Origin of the sequence: Pseudoalteromonas sp. NJ631 (assembly GCF_000276645.1) — a bacterium.
Classification (GTDB): domain Bacteria; phylum Pseudomonadota; class Gammaproteobacteria; order Enterobacterales; family Alteromonadaceae; genus Pseudoalteromonas; species Pseudoalteromonas piscicida.
Genome location: NZ_AKXJ01000001.1, coordinates 821,004 through 839,458, shown reverse-complemented (window position 1 = coordinate 839,458; position 18,455 = coordinate 821,004). Strand labels below are relative to the sequence as shown.

13 protein-coding genes are annotated in these 18,455 nt (G+C 42.7%); 8 read left to right on the top strand and 5 right to left on the bottom strand.

Annotated features, from left to right (window positions below; genetic code table 11):
- Nucleotides 1–47: 47 nt before the first annotated feature.
- Together A587_RS0103920 and A587_RS0103915 are read right to left on the bottom strand one after the other, a co-directional pair.
- Nucleotides 48–2,972 carry a TonB-dependent receptor domain-containing protein gene (locus tag A587_RS0103920; protein WP_017216505.1) on the bottom strand — a complete coding sequence of 975 codons (2,925 nt, stop codon included), beginning with the start codon at nucleotides 2,970–2,972 and terminating at the stop codon, nucleotides 48–50.
- A gap of 464 nt (nucleotides 2,973–3,436) precedes the next feature.
- On the bottom strand, nucleotides 3,437–4,537 hold the full coding sequence (locus tag A587_RS0103915) for a CCA tRNA nucleotidyltransferase (RefSeq protein WP_017216504.1): 1,101 nt from the start codon (nucleotides 4,535–4,537) through the stop codon (nucleotides 3,437–3,439).
- A 90-nt stretch (nucleotides 4,538–4,627) separates the two neighbouring features.
- Here A587_RS0103915 and A587_RS0103910 point away from each other — a divergent pair, with 90 nt between their 5' ends.
- Nucleotides 4,628–5,542, top strand: coding sequence for an ExeA family protein (locus tag A587_RS0103910; protein ID WP_017216503.1), 915 nt, complete (start codon nucleotides 4,628–4,630; stop codon nucleotides 5,540–5,542).
- Nucleotides 5,543–5,550: 8 nt separating this feature from the next.
- On the top strand, nucleotides 5,551–6,534 hold the full coding sequence (locus A587_RS0103905; RefSeq protein ID WP_017216502.1) for a general secretion pathway protein GspB: 984 nt from the start codon (nucleotides 5,551–5,553) through the stop codon (nucleotides 6,532–6,534).
- On the opposite strand, the gene A587_RS0103900 is transcribed toward A587_RS0103905, so the two are convergent.
- Entirely contained in the window at nucleotides 6,531–7,742 is a 1,212-nt protein-coding gene (locus tag A587_RS0103900) for an HD-GYP domain-containing protein (RefSeq protein WP_017216501.1), read from the bottom strand. The genes A587_RS0103905 and A587_RS0103900 overlap by 4 nt on opposite strands.
- 128 nt (nucleotides 7,743–7,870) lie before the next feature.
- On the opposite strand from A587_RS0103900, the gene A587_RS0103895 reads away from it, so the two are divergent.
- Nucleotides 7,871–9,184 carry a M20 metallopeptidase family protein gene (locus tag A587_RS0103895; RefSeq protein WP_017216500.1) on the top strand — a complete coding sequence of 438 codons (1,314 nt, stop codon included), beginning with the start codon at nucleotides 7,871–7,873 and terminating at the stop codon, nucleotides 9,182–9,184.
- Nucleotides 9,185–9,245: 61 nt separating this feature from the next.
- On the opposite strand, the gene A587_RS0103890 is transcribed toward A587_RS0103895, so the two are convergent.
- Nucleotides 9,246–10,586 (bottom strand): peptidoglycan DD-metalloendopeptidase family protein, encoded by a 1,341-nt coding sequence (locus tag A587_RS0103890; protein WP_017216499.1) that lies wholly within the window; start codon nucleotides 10,584–10,586, stop codon nucleotides 9,246–9,248.
- A gap of 151 nt (nucleotides 10,587–10,737) precedes the next feature.
- Between A587_RS0103890 and tyrS the strand changes: the two genes are divergently transcribed.
- Both tyrS and A587_RS0103880 read left to right on the top strand, forming a co-directional pair.
- The gene (gene tyrS / locus A587_RS0103885; protein ID WP_017216498.1) at nucleotides 10,738–11,937 is read left to right on the top strand and encodes a tyrosine--tRNA ligase; all 1,200 of its coding nucleotides are present in this window, start codon (nucleotides 10,738–10,740) and stop codon (nucleotides 11,935–11,937) included.
- 307 nt (nucleotides 11,938–12,244) lie between these two features.
- Nucleotides 12,245–12,496 carry a DUF1289 domain-containing protein gene (locus A587_RS0103880; protein WP_017216497.1) on the top strand — a complete coding sequence of 84 codons (252 nt, stop codon included), beginning with the start codon at nucleotides 12,245–12,247 and terminating at the stop codon, nucleotides 12,494–12,496.
- On the opposite strand, the gene A587_RS0103875 is transcribed toward A587_RS0103880, so the two are convergent.
- Entirely contained in the window at nucleotides 12,480–13,169 is a 690-nt protein-coding gene (locus A587_RS0103875; RefSeq protein WP_232288010.1) for a hypothetical protein, read from the bottom strand. The genes A587_RS0103880 and A587_RS0103875 overlap by 17 nt on opposite strands.
- A 170-nt stretch (nucleotides 13,170–13,339) precedes the next feature.
- Between A587_RS0103875 and A587_RS0103870 the strand changes: the two genes are divergently transcribed.
- Genes A587_RS0103870 through A587_RS0103860 form a run of 3 tightly spaced genes read left to right on the top strand, consistent with a single transcriptional unit; the run spans nucleotide 13,340 to nucleotide 18,454 of the window.
- Nucleotides 13,340–13,543, top strand: a complete 204-nt coding sequence (locus A587_RS0103870) for a DUF3283 family protein (protein WP_010374667.1) — start codon at nucleotides 13,340–13,342, stop codon at nucleotides 13,541–13,543.
- On the top strand, nucleotides 13,543–13,968 hold the full coding sequence (locus A587_RS0103865) for a GNAT family N-acetyltransferase (RefSeq protein ID WP_017216495.1): 426 nt from the start codon (nucleotides 13,543–13,545) through the stop codon (nucleotides 13,966–13,968). Before A587_RS0103870 ends, A587_RS0103865 begins: the two co-directional genes overlap by 1 nt.
- 19 nt (nucleotides 13,969–13,987) lie before the next feature.
- Nucleotides 13,988–18,454, top strand: a complete 4,467-nt coding sequence (locus tag A587_RS0103860; protein ID WP_026000872.1) for an EAL domain-containing protein — start codon at nucleotides 13,988–13,990, stop codon at nucleotides 18,452–18,454.
- Nucleotide 18,455 lies beyond the last annotated feature (1 nt).

Here is an 18,455-nt window from a genome sequence, read left to right as displayed (position 1 = left end):
AAAAAGCCTCCAAAAAGGAGGCTTTCGGATCGAAATTTTACAGCAGATTAGAAGTTATACTTCATACCTAGTGATAGACGACGACCTTTAACATCGAAGAATTCACCATCATCGTATGTATACGGTGTACGAGGCGGCTCTCTATCAAACACGTTATTTACACCAACACGTAGTTGTAGATCTTCAACCAAGTAAGTTTTATACATGAAATCTACAGTAGTGTAAGAAGAAACCTCATTGAAGTTGTTATCTTCAGGTGTCCACTCGTTATCTTCAACAGTGCTGTGGCGATAGTTTACTGTTACTACGTATGCAGAATCATCATGCGTGTATAGCGCGCTGAAACGGCCTTTCCAGCGTGGTGCGTCATCCGTTTCACCCATGTAGTTACGGAAGTCTTCCGCACGACCAGTTGAGTTTTGGTTATCTTCAATCAAATAAGTCGCAGTTAGTTTAAGTGCAAACTCACCGTTTAATGCGTCAAATTTGTATGCAGATTCAAAGTCCATGCCTTTTTTGGTGATTTGTGCAGCGTTAATTGGACGCGCATAGTAGTTCTCAATTTCACCAGTATCTTTGTTACGAACAAAGTTACTACAGAAAGGGTTGTCTAAAGAAGACGCTTCGTAACAAAGCTTAATACTGTCACGACCAAAGTATTCAATTGCACCATCAATTTCAAATGACCAGTAATCAACAGTAAGATCCAAGCCTTCAACAAACTCTGGCGTGTAAATTACACCGATAGTGTAGTCATTAGATACTTCGTTTTTCAGCTCAGTATTACCTTGAATGTAACCAGGTAAGCTACCACCAGATAACCATTCATCAGAAGGCATCCAACCAGCAGCTAGACCAGCAGCTTGACAGTTGTTGATGATGTTATCTCTGTACTTGTAGTCACTGCTTAATTCTGCAATTGAATCTGCGCGACAAATGTCTGCACGGCCTGAGCTATAAGTTTTAGAATTTGGAGTAAACAGGTCACCCAGGTTTGGCGCACGTACCGATTTAGAACGGTTTACACGTACACGTAGTTCGTCAGTCACGCCCCAGTTTAGTGCCAGTTTCCAAGCATCGTCACCACCTGTTACAGAGTAATCCATGTAGCGGTATGCACCTTCAAAAGTAAGGTCAGTAGCTAGGAATTCATCCATCAGTAGCGGTACAGAAACCTCTGCTGAGAATTCTTTAACTTCGATTTCGCCATCCATAGGTAGGCTTGAGTTACCTTTAATAAGGCCCTGCTCCATGTTTTCAGATGGACGGATCTTAGCAACTTCACGGCGGTGCTCAGCTGTAAACGCTGCACTTACGTAACCTGCAGGTAATTCAAATAATACACCATCAACTGTTGCACCAAATACTGCTTGGTCGTGTCTTGCAAAACGAGTTGCAGTCGTTGAAATGTAACCTAGTTGTTCCTGAGTTGCGCTTGTTGCACCCATTGGGTTGAATGGTACACAACCTTCACGTGCACCAGTCACGTTACCGTCAGCATCACGGGTAGCACACACAACTTGACCATCGATTAATACAGAGTCAATCGCATTAGCTAGGTTGTTTTTATAAACTTCACCAGTCCACAGCGTGTCTTGTTCGATACGACCGAATTGGAAGTATGTGCTGTAGCTCCAGTCATCGTTAATGATGCCTTCCGCACCAATTGATGAACGGAATACTTCACGCTCTTGGTTGTACTTACGGTCACCCCATAAGTTTTCGTTTGCTTGATAAAGTGTTACAGAGCCTAGGCCTGCGTCATCCATCACTTTACCCATGGCATCGTTTACAAATGCGCTATCGCGACGGATTGTGTGTGAGAAGAATGCAGGGCTACTTTCAGTCGTTGCTTCTGTCTTAGAATAAGTCGCATCAAATGTTAGTGCATGCTCATCATTCAGCTCATAAGTACCGTAAAGAGTACCGATCATTCGCTCAAGTGGTGTGCGGAAATAATCTTTATAACCGTGTCTGAAGATAGCATCACCAGGGTTTGCTTCGTCGTACGTGTAACGGCCAGCAGCACGCTTTGAAATAGCTGGGTTAGGATCATCAATTAGACCAAGACCGTAATCGAATGGACGCATTGTACCGTCTTCATCGAAAGTGAAGTGGTGGTTCTCAAACGCTTCACGTGTCTTTGTACCAGTCCAGGCAAAGAAGTCACCACGCTCTGAGTAATAGCCAAGTGCTGTTGGGTGATTAAACTCGATATCAGCAGGAATACCGTCACTACCACCTGTATTTGCAGGGTTAGAGATAGATCTCATGCCGCGCTTGAAGAAGTCACGGTCTAGTTTCGCGTAGCTTTCATTTTTGGTGTAGTTTAAAGAGGTAATGAAAGATAGCTTTTCTAGTTCTTGACCACCTGTAATAGAGAAGAAATATTCCTCACCACCGCTTTGCTCAGGCTTTACTGTAGACACATCAACTTCTACACCATCGAATGACTTTTTAGTGATGATGTTTACAACACCAGCCACAGCGTCAGCACCGTATACTGCTGCTGCACCACCTGTTGCGATTTCTACGCGCTCAATAATAGAGGTAGGGATGTTGTTTAAATCTACAGCAGTATCACCAACAGAGCCTGGTACAAAACGACGACCATTAACTAGTACCAATGTACGCTCTGAACCTAAACCACGTAGGTCAGTTGTATTTAAGCCTGATGCATAGATATAGCTAGTAGTATTCTCTGGAGATAGGCCAACTGTTGCTTGAGGCATTTCAGCTAAAAGGTCATTTACGTTTGTGATGCCTTGGTTTTCAAGCTCCACACCACCGATAACGGTAACTGGAGTCGGCGAAGTTAGGTTTACACGTTTAATTCGAGAACCTGTAACTTGAATACGCTCTACTGATTTTGCTTCTGTCTGTTCGTTTGCAACAGCTACTGAACTACTTACGGCACCAGCCACTAAAGCAACTTGGATACCTGCGGTAACTAGATTTAACTTCTTCAACATTTTGACCCTTATTTACTTTGTTTATAACGACGGTCAACCCTTTCCATACATTTGAAAGAGGAGATATCGCAATATAGGTGCAGCGTTTTTACCATAAACAATTGTTAAATATGGCTTTTGTCTAAATGTGTATGATGTTTATAAAAGGTGTAATGTGTGATTTTACTGTTCCTGTTTTGATTTTATTCTTATTAATCAAGTGGTTGTAATTGGTCTTTGTGTCATCTTTTATTTACGGTTAGTGAGTGTTTACAAATGCTGTTATTGTTTTGAAAACAATAAATTTATATTTGATAGGAGTGGTATAAGTTTTAGCGGTAATTTTGAGCGTATTTGTAGCAGTGTTTGTAATTTTTATGTAGTATTTACTGTGTTAAAAATGAGCGTTTGATATTTTGGAGATCATTTTTGTGGGAACTTTTAAAGATAGGCTGAAAATCAACCTATCTTTTCACGGTAGATGGCTAGTTTTGTATAGCTTTTAGGCGTATGAGTTTGAGCTGTTCTTGAATAGCCTTTCCCTGATAGCCTTTTGCAATGATCTCTTGTACGTCTATGTTGCGAGTTGCTAAAAAGTTCTGTGTAAGTTTGTCACAAAGCACGCGTAAATTATCACTTACCTTGCTACAAATATAACAAAAACGCGCTAATTTCTCAGGTCTTCGCCATGCATCAATATTTTGTAAAATATTGAGCCAATCCTCCGGTATTTTATTTTCCCTGCTCAATAAATCGAGATTTGTGATGAGCTCTTTGCTGCTTTCTATGTAACTATTAGGTACTTTGAATTGTTTTGCTTGCGCTAACTGAATCAAGCTAGTACCCGAAAAGTAACAGGCAAGGCTGAATTGTGCTAACTCATCTAACTCATCATTTTTTTCAAGTCTAGAGAGTGCATGTTGGAATTTGTCATAGGTTACTTTATCCCATGTTGGGATATATGGAGTGACAGCATCAAGCGCACTGAGCCTCCAAACGGTATGTAGAAAATGCCCCAAACCTTTATCTTGGATTGTCTTTTCTATTTCTAGCCAAATACGCTCTTTGGTTAAGGTTTTTAATTCACCGTGAGCAACCATGGTTTGCATAAGCTGCCAAGTTTCAGCGGCAATGGTGAAGTTGTATTCTGTATAACGAGCTGCAAATCGGGCCACTCGTAACACTCTAAGTGGATCTTCACTAAAAGCACTGCTGACATGGCGTAAAATTCTGCTTTCTAAATCTTTTTGACCGCCATAAGGGTCGATAAGTGAACCATCATCATCTTTAGCAATTGCATTAACGGTAAGATCTCGGCGAAGTAAATCTTCTTCCAGTGTGATTTCAGGGCCGAAGTCGCAAATAAATCCGGTATATCCTTGACCACTCTTACGCTCAGTGCGCGCAAGTGCGTGCTCATCTTTGGTCGTTGGATGTAAAAACACGGGAAAATCATTACCAACCTGCTGATAACCAAGTTTGCTCATTTGCTCGAGTGTGCTGCCAACGACGACATAGTCTCTTTCTTTTACTGGGCGTCCTAGCAGTTCGTCTCTAACTGCACCGCCGACGAGGTAGATTTTCATTTTCTATGTTCCATTTTCTGCGATTCGAGGTTTTATCTTGAACCGGATTTTGCCATTATAGAGCGCATCATAACAATAAAGAGACAAGTCGTGTATTTACGCTATTTTGGGTTAACTGAAAAACCCTTCTCGATTGCTCCAAATCCTGAATTTTTATTCCTTAGCGAACGTCACAAGGAAGCACTTGCACACTTAACCTATGGGTTGGGTGACGCGGGTGGCTTTGTGCTACTGACAGGTGAAGTGGGAACGGGAAAAACCACAGTAACACGCAGCATGTTGGCTCAATTACCTGAATCAACGAAAGTTGCTTTTATACTTAATCCATCACTATCAGAGCTTGAACTACTTGCGACGATTTGTGACGAGTTGGGGATTGCTTATGACAGCAACAACGCCACGTTAAAATCGCTTACCGATGTGATTAAGCATAGATTGTTAGAGAACCATCATAGTGGTGGTCATACTATGTTGATCATTGATGAAGCTCAGCATTTAGCACCAGAGGTACTTGAACAGCTTAGGCTGCTGACTAATCTAGAAACAGATCATAAAAAATTGCTACAAATTGTATTGGTAGGTCAGCCAGAGCTGCAGCATTTGTTACAGCGAAACGAGCTACGTCAATTGGCACAAAGGATCACGGCGCGTTATCACTTGCTACCACTTAGCGAGTCGCAAGTGTTTGCTTATATACAGCACCGACTTCAAAAAGCAGGTTGTCAGCAAGCGTTGTTCCACCACGATGCGGTAGCCTATGTACATCAAGTGACAGCTGGGATCCCAAGATTAATAAACTTGTTGGCCGACAGATGTTTATTAGGTGCGTACTCGGCATCGCAAACTCAGGTAACGAAAGCAATCGCTGTTCAAGCTGCAAAGGAGGCGCTACCCACGAATTTAGTGCCAGTTGCAAGCCAAGAAAAAAATCGCGTGCCATTATTGTTTGCGGTTTGGCTTGGGGTGTTATTTGTTGCAGGCTTTGGTTTGGCAAAATTGGTGTAGAGGGAAACATGTCGTATTTAACAAATGCAATGAAACAGTCGCAACAAGGCGCAGATGCCGAACAGGATTATTTGAGTCAACGCCAAGACGCCCAACTCATTTTCTATAAAAAGCTCGTTACCTATGCCGGTGCGGGTCTTTTGTCTTTGTCTTCACTTGGGGCGGGGTATTATATTGGTAAGATAACGACCCCAGCAGAAGTGCAACCAGCAGTAACGTCTAAAGTGGAGCCGAAAAAAGAAGAGCAAGCTGAGCTTGCTACAGATCTTGCGCTGGAGAATAATCAGCAGGCGCAAAAAGCCAATGTTGCTAGTCAAGAAGTGAGTACACCAGCGACTACTTCAGCGACAAACAACACTGTTAATCCTAATCTAGCGACGCAAACTGCTGAGCCTGAGCAGCACTTCCAGTGGGTATCTGTGCAAATTGGCGTTGATAACCAAGGCAAGCCTTTATATCAACAACAATTGGTCCCGGTAGATTCTGTTAAAGCTGTAACTGTTGTTCCTGCCCCTACATCTGATGCCATTCAACCTAATCAGGTTACTCAAGATTCATCTCCTGGAGAGATCCAAATGGCTGGTGAATATGCGGGTTATCGCGTATTTGGCGCTAAGCCAAAACCACAAAATGATGAACTTGCCGGGGTATCAGAAGAACTTAAAAAAGCCTTTGCCGAGGCGGTAAAAGAAACGGCACCGCATGAAGAGCCGGAGGTGCTTTCTACGACTAAGGACTCTGCTTCAGCTACGCCCATCGCGCTGCTGCCTGCCCAATTGCAAAATAGTATTCCAAGCTTACGTTATCAAGCGCATATTTATGCTACCGACTCGCATGAGCGGTGGATAAAAATAAACAATAGACCTTTATACGAGGGTGATAGTTTAGGGGCTTTGACCGTTGTAGAAATCACACCAGAGCAAACACGTTTTGATTTCGACGGGATTGAATTCAGCCTTGAGGCAATGGAGGATTGGCTGCCTTCGTATTAAGGCAGCATTGAGTGTTTAAAAAACCGAATAAGGTCAAGCTTGAATTCCTCAGGCTTGACAGCTGACTCTAGCTCATCATTTGCTTTTTTAGTGCTTAAATCTATATCCTGAACTTCAATGTAATGCATGTGCTTAGCGTGATAAAACACCTTCACGACGGGTTTTAAGGGCGTTTTGGGGTTACTTTGAGCAATAACACCGACCTTACCACTAGTGAGTTTTACTAAGGTGCCCACAGGGTATACGCCAATGCAAGCAATAAACCGGCTTAATAGTTGTTCGTCAAAATGGTGAGGGCAGCCTTCACGCATTAACTTAAAGGCTTTAATTGGTGTCATGCCCTCTTTGTAGACGCGCTCGGCCGTCAATGCGTCATAAACATCTACAATAGCGGCCATTCTCACATGCTGTGGTAGTTCGTCTGCGGTTTTGCCATAAGGGTACCCTGTGCCATCGAGGCGCTCATGGTGATAACCCGCTATTTCGCAAGCAACTCTTCCAAGACCTGCATTGAGCAAAATATCAAAGCTGTATTTAGCATGAGACTTCATGACGTGGTACTCATCAAGGCTTAATTTTCCTGGTTTATGTAAAATATCATCAGGAATTTCTATCTTACCAATGTCGTGGAGTAGCGCCCCTGTGGTCATTTCCTCGGTTACCTCTCTCGAATAGCCAAGGTGCTTACAGAAAATAGCCATTAAGATAGAAACATTAATAGAGTGCTCCAATAAATAGGCATCTTTTTCTCTGATCCGAGCAATGCAGGAAAGCGCATCTTGATTGCGAAATACGGAGTCAATAAAGCCGCTTGCTGTTGCTTTAAAAGCCTCTATTTCTATCGCTTTACCCGCTTTAATATCCGCAAACGCTTTGCTTTGAATTGCTTTTGCTTCGTCGTAAAGTGTCACTGCGTGTTGCATTTCTGCATCAACACTACACTTGGTTTGCCATGGATCATGCTCTGGTTTATGCGGCTCTTCTATATTTTGATCGTGAGGTGGTTCATCGTGAGGGTCGTGTTCTGAAAGGCGCTTACTGGGGTCGACCGTTACCTCTAAAACACCACTCTTTTGTAGCTTTGTAATGCTTGTTTTCGTTCTCACCCAGCCCTTGGTTTTAATCGCAACTGAGCCTGTCTGCTTTGTCACACCGACAACAAACATACCTGGCTCTAAATCACTGATATTAATATTAATCTCTGGCATGAGGATTCCTTTAGTTGTGTCTTTAAGCGTAGCAAAACTTAGTAAAATAGAAAGGATTAAAATATAAATATGATTGATTTTCCCCCAATAAACCCGCATCCTGAAAAAAACAAAAAGGAGTCTATCTTATGCGCTTATCTCCCTTGGCATTAGGCCTCATTGCCACTTTGTCTTGGCATGCGAATGCCAATTTAAAACAACAAGTTGCAGAGTCTATGCCTGAACTTGAATCTTTGTACCTACATTTACATCAAAACCCTGAGCTCTCTTATAAAGAAGAAAAAACAGCAGGGCGTTTGGCGGATGAAATGCGCAGACTTGGTTATGACGTGACTGAAAATGTGGGTGGCTTTGGTGTTGTTGGCATGTTGAAAAATGGTGATGGTCCAACGGTGATGATCCGAGCCGATACCGATGGTTTGCCAATTATTGAAGAAACAGGGAAGCCATACGCGTCAAAAGTAAAGGTGAAAGATGATGCGGGGAATTTGGTTGGTGTGATGCACGGTTGTGGTCACGACATCCATATGACCAGTTTAATCGGCACAGCAAAACAGCTAATGGCTAACAAGGAAAAATGGCAAGGTACATTGATGTTAGTAGCTCAACCCGCTGAAGAAGTGGGTGGCGGCGCAAAAGCCATGTTAAAGGAAGGGTTGTATACTCAGTTTGCTAAACCCGATCATGTTATTGGTTTACATGTAAGTGCTGCGGTTCCTGCCGGTAAAGTGGCGATCGCACCGGGTTATGCTCTGGCTAATGTTGATTCAGTTGACATCATAGTTAAGGGGAAAGGGGGCCATGGGGCCTATCCACATACTACCATCGACCCTGTGGTACTGGCATCGCGAATTGTTTTGGGACTACAGACCATTACATCACGAGAGATCTCTCCGTTAGAACCGTCGGTGATCACAGTAGGCTCTATTCACGGTGGTTCTAAGCACAACATCATTTCAAACGAAGTGAAGCTACAACTGACGCTACGCTCTTATAACCCGGATGTGCGTGAGCAACAAATTGCGGCAATCAAACGCCTGACTGCAGGCATAGCACAAAGTGCAGGATTGGAGGACAGTCTTGTGCCTGAGGTTATCGTTCATGAAAGCGAAAGCATTCCATCTACGTATAATAACCCCGAGTTGGCTGAGTTTGTAACTAGCGCCATTAAGCAGGAAATTGGTGCAGAAAATGTTGAACAATCTCAGCCTGTGATGGCTGGTGAAGATTTCGGTTTATATGGCCGTACTGATGACAATGTACCAATTACCATTTTTTGGCTAGGCGGTGTTAATCAAGCGGTATTCGATGCGGCACAAAAAAGCGGTGAGCCTTTACCTTCATTGCATTCTAGTAAATTTGCGCCAGATTATCCTATCGCCATCGCAACAGGGGTAAGAGCGATGAGCAATAGTGCACTTGCTTTGTTTAATCAAAAATAAGCTTTATCTAGCATTTTTATCTCGCATAGTAAAAAGGTAGCCTTGGCTACCTTTTTAGTTTTTAGTCTTTGTTTGCTGCTGCAAGCATTAACTCTCTATTGCGCTCTAGTTTTACCAGCATCGCATCAGCAATGGGTTTGAACTTAGCGAGCTCAGACTGAGGTAATGGCTCAGACTTCGGCAGTTTTACCGTTTTAGGATTTCGGTGTACGCCGTTCACCAAAAACTCATAATGAAGGTGAGGACCCGTAACGCGGCCAGTTGAGCCGACAGTACCAATTTTCTGTCCTTGCTTCACTTTTTGACCTGTCTTCACTGCACGTTTATTCAAGTGCAAGTACTTAGTCACATACTTGCTGCCGTGCTGAATAAACACATAGTTACCATTGAGTTTATTGTAACCTGACTTGAGTACTTTACCGTTACCAGAGGAAACCACCGGTGTGCCTACGCGTGCCGCATAGTCTATACCATTGTGAGACGATACTCGGCCAGTCACCGGGTGAAGGCGACGCGGATTGAAGCTGGAGCTGATATATTTGAAGTTAACCGGTGCTCTTAAGAAAGCTTTTTTCATGCTACGGCCTTCAGGGGTATAGAATTCGTCATCAGTATGACGAACCGCGCTGTAACGCTCGCCCTGGTTGATAAATTCGGCAGCAATAATTTTACCATTACCGATTTCTTCACCGTCTACATAGTGCTTTTCAAATACTAATGCGAAAGAGTCGCCCTTACGAATATCATTTGCAAAGTCGACATCCCAACCAAAAATATCGGCGAAGTTCATTATTTGACGTTCGCTAAGACCCGCTGAAATACCGGCGCTCCAGAAGCTGGAATTGATCTTGCCACCTGCTGATTTTTCGCGACTTTCGATTTCTTTGCTTTCGATTTTGGTTTCGTAACTGCCCTCGTCGTTTAGGGTGACCAATAAGGTATCCGTTTTTGACAAGATGTATTTTAATTGAGCTAATTCACCACCATCATTGCTAGCAAAGCTAAGCACCTCTCCCGGGTGGATTTTAGTCAGCTTACGGGTTTCTGCGTTGGTATTGACCAGATTGTGTAACGTTTTGGCAGAATAACCTGCGCGTTTAAAAATCACGGCTAGGCTGTCGCCAGACTTCACTTCGTGGTCTTTAAATTCAAATACAGGTTGCTTAGGGGCAGACTCAGGCGTGATGACTGGCGCTGCATCTAATTCAGTAAGTTGCTCTGTTTTTTCTGATATTTTTACTGGCAACTCGTAACGTTTCCCAACTTCTAAAGCTTTTCCGTCATTATCTTTTGAAGCCGTTGCTTTTTCAGAGGGGATCAGGGCAATTCCGACCATCGCAGATAGGAAGCCGATGATGAGCACTTTGTGCTTTTTGGGGAGCTTATGAACCACATGAACCATAATGCGCCTTTTCTGCTGTCAAGAATTATTGTAGATAATATTGCAGGATATACGTAATAAACCCGTAATACCAGCGTTTTGTGCATTTAAACTCGGATAAATATAGGCTAGAATCGAGCGATTACAAGTTATAGCTGTTGGAGTGAGAATAGTGGATTTAGAAACTGCATTTGCAGAGATTAGCCGTGGTGCAGAAGAAATTCTGTTGCAGGATGAATTAAAAGAAAAGCTGAAGTCAGGTAAAAAACTACGTATTAAAGCGGGTTTCGATCCAACAGCGCCTGATTTGCATTTAGGACACACAGTGCTAATCAATAAAATGAAAACCTTTCAAGACTTAGGCCATGAGGTGATTTTCTTGATTGGTGATTTCACCGGTATGATTGGCGACCCAACGGGCAAAAATGTAACTCGTAAGCCACTCACTCGTGAAGATGTACTGGCAAATGCAGAAACATACAAAGAACAGGTTTTCAAAATCCTTGACCCTGCCAAAACCACTGTTGCATTCAATTCTGAGTGGATGGAAAAGCTAGGCACTGCCGGTATGATCAAGCTTGCTGCACGTCAAACTGTGGCACGTATGCTTGAGCGCGACGACTTTAAAAAGCGTTATGCAAATGGCCAAGCAATCGCAATCCACGAATTCTTATATCCACTGGTTCAAGGTTGGGACTCGGTTGCACTAGAGGCAGATGTTGAGCTCGGTGGTACCGATCAGCGCTTTAACCTATTAATGGGTCGTGAGCTACAAAAAGACGAAGGGCAAAAGCCGCAAACTGTACTGATGATGCCGCTACTTGAAGGTACCGACGGCGTACAGAAAATGTCTAAGTCACTAGGTAACTACATCGGTATTACAGACGCGCCAAACGACATGTTCGGTAAAGTGATGTCGATTTCTGATGATTTAATGTGGCGTTACTACGAATTACTAAGTGCGAAAACACTGGATGATATCGCTGCACTTAAAGAAGAAGTTGCGGGCGGCCGTAACCCTCGTGACATTAAGATTGAATTTGCAAAAGAAATGATTGCTCGATTCCACAGTGAAGCTGACGCTGAAGCGGCACATCAAGACTTTATCAAGCGTTTCCAAAAAAATGCCTTACCTGATGAGATCCCTGAAGTCACGGTAACTATCGAAGGTGAAAGCACGTTTATCACTAACTTGCTAAAAGAAGCTGGTTTAGTGGCAAGTACTTCAGAGGCGATGCGCATGATCAAGCAAGGCGCAGTAAAACTTAACGGCGAAGACAAAGTAACAGATACTAAATTAGAAGTTACTAAAGGTTCTTGTGAAATCTACCAAGTGGGTAAGCGTAAGTTTGCGAAAGTAACGGTAAACTAAATTAGTTTGCCTACACTTCATCTTAAAAAGGCTAGGCTAGCGAGTGACTAGCCTTTGTAATTTGAGATATAAAAAGAGCGGTTATCGCTCTTTTTCAAGACAAGTCAATTCCCGCTTCAATTTCGCCTATTCCCACGCAAACTTTATTCTTAATTAAGCTGCAAAAATCGCCTTCAAACCTTGATTGATTTTGATCATGAACATTATTTGAGTGTTGTTGAATGCAAGCAAGCTTATCAGAATTACACCTTGGCAGAGTTTACCCTAGCCAGTATGCTTAGGTTAGGGTTAATGGTGTAGCGCATACATGGAACAAATTGAGATATTCGAGATCCCAAGTCCGTGTAAGGGGATCTGTCAGGTAAATAATCGCGGTTATTGTAAAGGTTGCTATCGCAGTCGCGAGGAGCGCTTTGAGTGGAATAATTTGAATAACGAGCAAAAGCGTAAAGTTATCTCGTTGTGTCAGCAACGTTATAAAAGGTATCTGCAACGAAAGTCAAAATCAGAGCATATGGATGATGATCAAAAAGGGGAAAACTTTAAATTTGATATTTAGCTTTAAGCATTTTTATTATTCCTTGTCGCTCAAACTCCTCTAACTTTGCTTTGATAAGTGGAACTAGTTGTTCGTTACGCTTATGTACAAAGTGGAAACTTTCAACGACGGCTAAATTTTTTATCTGTAATGTTTCTTCATTTATGTTCTTTAGATGTGGCTTTAAGTGAAAGTCGAGTATCAATGCACCTTCAACCTGTTTCTGCATGACTAAGTTAAGCTGCGCCACCGCGCTTTTAACGCCAATAACATAGGCTGTGGTATGGTGTTCAGCCAAATAAGTAGTTGCGACAGGGTAGCCGCTGCGGACCGTTAAAGATTTGATTTCGTTAAGCTTGCAGTGAGCACATAGGGTGAATAACTGTAAATTAAACTGAAATAAAGGATAGTCAATACGGCGCAGGTTTGGATACTCATTCTCCACACTGGCAACTCTAGCTAGCTGTCCGTCTAAGTTTCCTGCGTTGGCTGCAATTAAAGAGCCTTTATGATTAAACTCCTCAAGGCGTAACTCTATCCCGAGAGATTGATAAACCATTTCCATCAGCTCTATCACATAGAGCGCTTGTGGAGTTTGCGGTGGATTATTGAAGCGCATAACTTTTGGCAGTTCATTAGTAGCGTGTGCAACAGTTGAAATAATCATTAGTAAACACAGTAATACGGCTTTCAATCCAACTCCTTCGGTGGGTCACTCAGCGATTTTTATGCATTTAAGTATACATAATTTTTACAATAAAGGGCACGCTATCGCGCTTTAATCAAAACTAGATTTTGCTGCAATAGACACACTGCCTTGTGATACACTTGAGCTTTCCTTTGCTTAAAATTGAATGATGCGTAATGAGCTATAACCTGTGTTTGCTACCTAGACAAGAAAAATACCAAATTCAACTAGAGTATGAGGCGTCGTTTTGGGCCTACCAAATAAAACGAGGCAAAAAAAGTAGAGAAGCGATTTATGACACCATCAATCAAAGGCCGTTGTCTGAACAGGATACGCTAAAGCAAAAGTTTGAGTATTACCTGAGTCTAATGCTTGCTTGATGCTGACAATTGAATTGCTACCGGCCATCATGACGCCGCTCGTAAATAAGTTTTATGCTGCACACAAGGCACGAGGTCGAGCTGCAAAACACGACAAAGTATGGGTAGTAAAAGAACGCAGTGACATTATCGCGGCTTGTCGTTTTCAGCCTGTAGACGGCAACTGGTTGCTTGTCGGTGTTTATGTCGCATCCCAATATAGAAACCAAGGCATTGCGAAAACACTCATTAAAACAGCCATTAATCAGTTTCGCGCTCAGCAACCACAACAGATAATTTATACTTTTGCGTATTGCCATCTAAGTGACTTTTATCTCTCCCTTGGGTTTCAAAGCAATTCACTAGAGCTACCACCCGAACTTGCCTCTCGCTTATCTAGTTATCTTGGACAAAATCGTCAACTCGTGGCAATGTATTACGTCTAGTTAACAACCTCGGCTTTTTATGTTTCGCCTGTGTTTTATATTTTGTATTTGCCTATATACTGCATTGGTAAATGCTGCACAAATTTCTCGACTTTCACCCGCGGAAGGATTATCACAAAGTTACGTAAATACGTTGCTCATAGATGAGCAGGGCTATTTGTGGCTTTCTACCGAAGGAGGACTTAACCGTTACGACGGTTATCAAGTGCTGGATGTGAATGGGCCAGATGGTGTGCTTGATAAAGTGCAAGTGAATTATATTTACCAGGACAACCTTGGTGGCATTTGGATCACCACGGGGATCGCGGGTTTATTGCGATACGACCCGATGAAAGACGAGTATAGAAAGTACATAGAGCCCCCCTCCACAGAGGACGAGTTTTATTCCAATTTGGTTAATATCGTTTTGACCAAAGATGATGACCATATGTGGGTTGTACGCACCAATGATGTTGCTATCCTCAATATCCATACAGGCAAACTTGAGAGTGAAGTGACTTTACCGCTAGATGAAGAAAGCGGTTTTATACGTGCCGTTTATCAACATCAAGACATCTTGTTTATCGCCACTTCAGAGCGCTTGTTTGCATATCATTTAACAACGAAAAAACTAAGACCCCTTGACCACCTTGCTCCCATTGCACATCCCTATCAAACAAATACTAAATCACTATTTATTTTAGACCAAGATACCTTGCTCGTGGGAGCGGTTCAGGGGATGTACGAGCTAGATATTTCTCAATTACTAAAAGATTTTGACGCAGAGGTACCGTTTAAAACGCTACTTCCTGAGCTAAACATATGGAAAATGCTCAGACATGATGAACACACCTTGCTACTTGGTACCGACAAAGGTCTTGTTTATTACACGATTCAAGATGGCAATGCGGTTCGTGATAAGCGTTTGTCTACAAGCGTATTTTTGCCATCAAATACCAGTGTTATCGATATTGTTAAAGACAACTATGGTGGGCTTTGGGTTGCGACTAAAGAAGATGGTGCATTTTACTTACCAGACAGCACGCTGGCGTTTGATAACGTTAGCGATCTTACCGTTGAAGGTGAAGGTTTTTCTCACAGTAATGTCTGGGCAATGCATGAATCTAATCAGTTCTTGTGGCTGGCAACAAATGACGGCCTAACACGATACAACCCAAAAACCAGAGAGACTAAACAGTTTCTAAAGGGTTACTTGGGTGACGAAATTCTCTCAGAGTTTATTATCTGGAAGATTGCGGAGTATAACAATAAGCTTTGGCTAACAACTGTGAAAGGATTGTTTGTCTTTGACCCTATTACTCATGAAGTGACAAGACCCAAGGCTAATAACCCAGAAGATAAAGAGATACTGACCTCCTTTGTGAAAGGAGGGGAGTTGTTAGCTGATGGTAAGTTTTATTTCGTAAATAGTGACATTGGGATGTTCGTTTATGATATTAATACAGCAGAGCTGACACACCTGACGAAGTCATTTGAAAATGTCGATCCGTTTCTTACTTATGGCTTCTACCCACCACTTCCAAACGAACCGCTTAAACCCCTTTACTACTATGCTGGCGTATTGCTGCAATATGATCCGCAGTTGGAAACGCTAACTGAGATCTATAAAGCGCCAAAGGCAAATAAGCATTTAGCGGTTGATATCACCACCTATACCATAGATAAAAATAATATCTTGTGGTTGTCGTTATCATCCTTTGGTTTGATTGGTCTGACGCTGGACGGTTATGAGCCGATTTATAACATCGATTTAAAAGCCCATAAAATAGATACTTTGATGTATGAAATGCGCCAAGACAAAGAAGGAATGATTTGGATGTCATCTCACAAGGGAATTTGGCGTCTAGATCCGGATAATTTGCACTTACAACAATTCACCACCGAGGATGGCATACTTTCTAATGAATTTAATGGTGGTGCTTCCGTGATGTTGGAAGATGGTCGCATTGCGTATGGTATGTTAAAAGGGTTTGTGGTGTTTTCTCCTGATGACAATCGGCCTAAAAAGCCATTACTTGATCATGTTAATATCACCAGCGTGGATTTAATTTCTCGGCCAAATCAAAAAGCTGGATTAAAGCAATTTGATCACATTGAACTTGAACATGACGATATTGGACTCGAAGTGTCATTCTCTGCGATGGCATTTAGCTATCAGGATCGGATCATTTATGAGTATCAAATATCCGGTGGTCAGAAGATCTTGAGCCGCAATCAAAATCGTGTGGTATTTCCTAAACTTAATCCCGGTGAATATGCGTTAAAAGTGTGGGCCAAAGACCCATTAACGGGCGATTATACGCCGCCTGCAAAATTAACCATTAATGTAAACTATCCCGCGTGGCGTTCACCCGTTGCGATTGCTGGATATGTGTTTCTCACGCTCTTACTACTGTCTCTTTGGAGCTATCGAAAGTATCGTGTTGAGCAACTTATTCTTGCCGCTCATAAGGAAACACAAGACCGCGAAGCTAGGTTGAAAATGGCGCTAGAGGGAAGTAACTCCGGCGTATGGGAGTGGCATGCGGGTAGTACGTTAATCTATCAGCCTCGATTAGTTACGGAGCTCGACTACGAGCTTGAGAGTGTCGGCTTGGACGATTACCTGCAAAAGATACATCCCTCGGATAGAGCCATGTTCCGTTTACAGTGGCTTGAGTTCGTCACAACGAACAAAGGGTTTATCGACTGTACTTATCGATTAAAAGACAGCAAAGGCCAGTGGCGTTGGTATAAGGATTTTGGCAAGGTACTCGAGTGGGATGAAGGTAATCCCACACAAGTGGCTGGCACCTATACCAACTTAACGCGTGAACGTTTATTTGAAGAGCGTGCCGCATTATTTGGGGCTGCGTTTGAGCAGACCCGTGACTGGGTTATGATCTTAGACAAAAGACTACGTATCCAGGCTTGTAATCGTGCGATGCAAAATGCCTTTAATCTTGACTCTATCCCGTCATCAAGCACTGCGGTAAAACTTGGGATGTCGAGACAAAAGCGGATGATGTATCTACGCCAAACGTTGGCGTTGGCAGTACATCAACACTTGAGTTCAGAAGAAGTCGTTAGTCTGCCTAATGGTGATGAAAGAGACGTATTGATTAAGATTAGTGCCGTGGCAAATGGTGATGGCGAACTATACAGTTATGTCGTGGTGCTAACCGATATTAGCCAACAAAAGCGTACTGAAAAAGAGCTATATCAGCTCGCTAACTACGATTTACAGACAAAGTTGCCGAATAAAGCGTTATTGATGGATAGAGTGCAGCATGCTATCAAGCAGTCGCAGGCTCAAGAGACACATTTTGCATTACTGGTAATCAAATTCAATCGCTTACAGAATCTATACGATATTTATGGTGCAGACTTTGTGGCCGAGCTGCTTCCACTGCTTGCAACAAAGCTACGCTGTTGCTTCCGAGAATTAGACAGTTTAGCAACGGGGCATGATAAGTCGTTTTATGTGCTGATGGAGCATCTCGATAACCCTGAAAAGGTGCATCAATATGTAGAGTGTTTAGTTCACTCATTTAGCACACCTTTGGAGGCCGCTGGACATACTGTGCAGATGCAACCAACGATAGGAATTGCAATGTACCCGGATGATGCGTCCGACGCTTTTGAGCTCAATCAAGCGGCTAAGGCGGCCCTTGAGCATGTCAATGTACAACAAATTTCTAGTTATCAGTTTTTCCGCGAAGAGATGAATGGCAAGGTTAGACGTTCTCGTGAAGTCGAACAAGCGCTTATGCGAGCACTCAAAAATGGTGAATTTAGTAATCATTATCAGCCAATTGTCGATGTACAAAGTGATACCTTGCTTGGCTTTGAAGCGCTATTACGTTGGCCTGAAAATAGTGAATTTTGCGCTCAGGAGTATGCGCTAGCAGCTGAACATGCAGGCGTAGTTACCGAGCTTACCTTACAAACCCTTTCTCGGGCATTGGTTGAATTGAGACACTGGCAAACCATTGAGCGCGATTTGTATATATCTATTAATCTATCCGCCATTGATTTTGAATCCTCGAGCTTGGTCGATAATATTCAACAGGCGCTAAGTCGCAGTAAAGTGTCTGGTCACTCAGTAGCTTTTGAGATAACGGAAACCGCATTGCTTTCTAACGTTGATAGCGCGGTGAAAGTGATGAAAGAAATAAAAGCACTAGGCTGTCGTATCTATATGGATGACTTTGGGACGGGGTACGCCTCTTTGACCTATCTGCAACAATTGCCTATTGATGTCATCAAGATAGATAAAAGCTTTGTACAACAAATTGCTGAGGATCCTGAAAGCTATTTAATCATTCGCTCATGTGTAAATTTAGCGCATGGACTGGGATTAAAATGTGTCGCTGAAGGGGTGGAAAACGACCTACAGTATCAGCGAATTAAGGCTGAGCAAGTTGATTATTATCAAGGCTATCGCTTCAGCTCGGCGATTAGTGGTGAACAGGTAGCGCAATTACTCTTTGAAACATCGCTGTAGC

Bases quoted from the DNA above. Each gene is read 5' to 3' on its own strand.
- A587_RS0103920 (WP_017216505.1), bottom strand. From the start codon at position 2,972: ATGTTGAAGAAGTTAAATCTAGTTACCGCAGGTATCCAAGTTGCTTTA.
- A587_RS0103915 (WP_017216504.1), bottom strand. From the start codon at position 4,537: ATGAAAATCTACCTCGTCGGCGGTGCAGTTAGAGACGAACTGCTAGGA.
- A587_RS0103905 (WP_017216502.1), top strand. From the start codon at position 5,551: ATGTCGTATTTAACAAATGCAATGAAACAGTCGCAACAAGGCGCAGAT.
- A587_RS0103900 (WP_017216501.1), bottom strand. From the start codon at position 7,742: ATGCCAGAGATTAATATTAATATCAGTGATTTAGAGCCAGGTATGTTT.
- A587_RS0103895 (WP_017216500.1), top strand. From the start codon at position 7,871: ATGCGCTTATCTCCCTTGGCATTAGGCCTCATTGCCACTTTGTCTTGG.
- A587_RS0103890 (WP_017216499.1), bottom strand. From the start codon at position 10,586: ATGGTTCATGTGGTTCATAAGCTCCCCAAAAAGCACAAAGTGCTCATC.
- A587_RS0103880 (WP_017216497.1), top strand. From the start codon at position 12,245: ATGGAACAAATTGAGATATTCGAGATCCCAAGTCCGTGTAAGGGGATC.
- A587_RS0103870 (WP_010374667.1), top strand. From the start codon at position 13,340: ATGAGCTATAACCTGTGTTTGCTACCTAGACAAGAAAAATACCAAATT.
- A587_RS0103865 (WP_017216495.1), top strand. From the start codon at position 13,543: ATGCTGACAATTGAATTGCTACCGGCCATCATGACGCCGCTCGTAAAT.
- A587_RS0103860 (WP_026000872.1), top strand. From the start codon at position 13,988: ATGTTTCGCCTGTGTTTTATATTTTGTATTTGCCTATATACTGCATTG.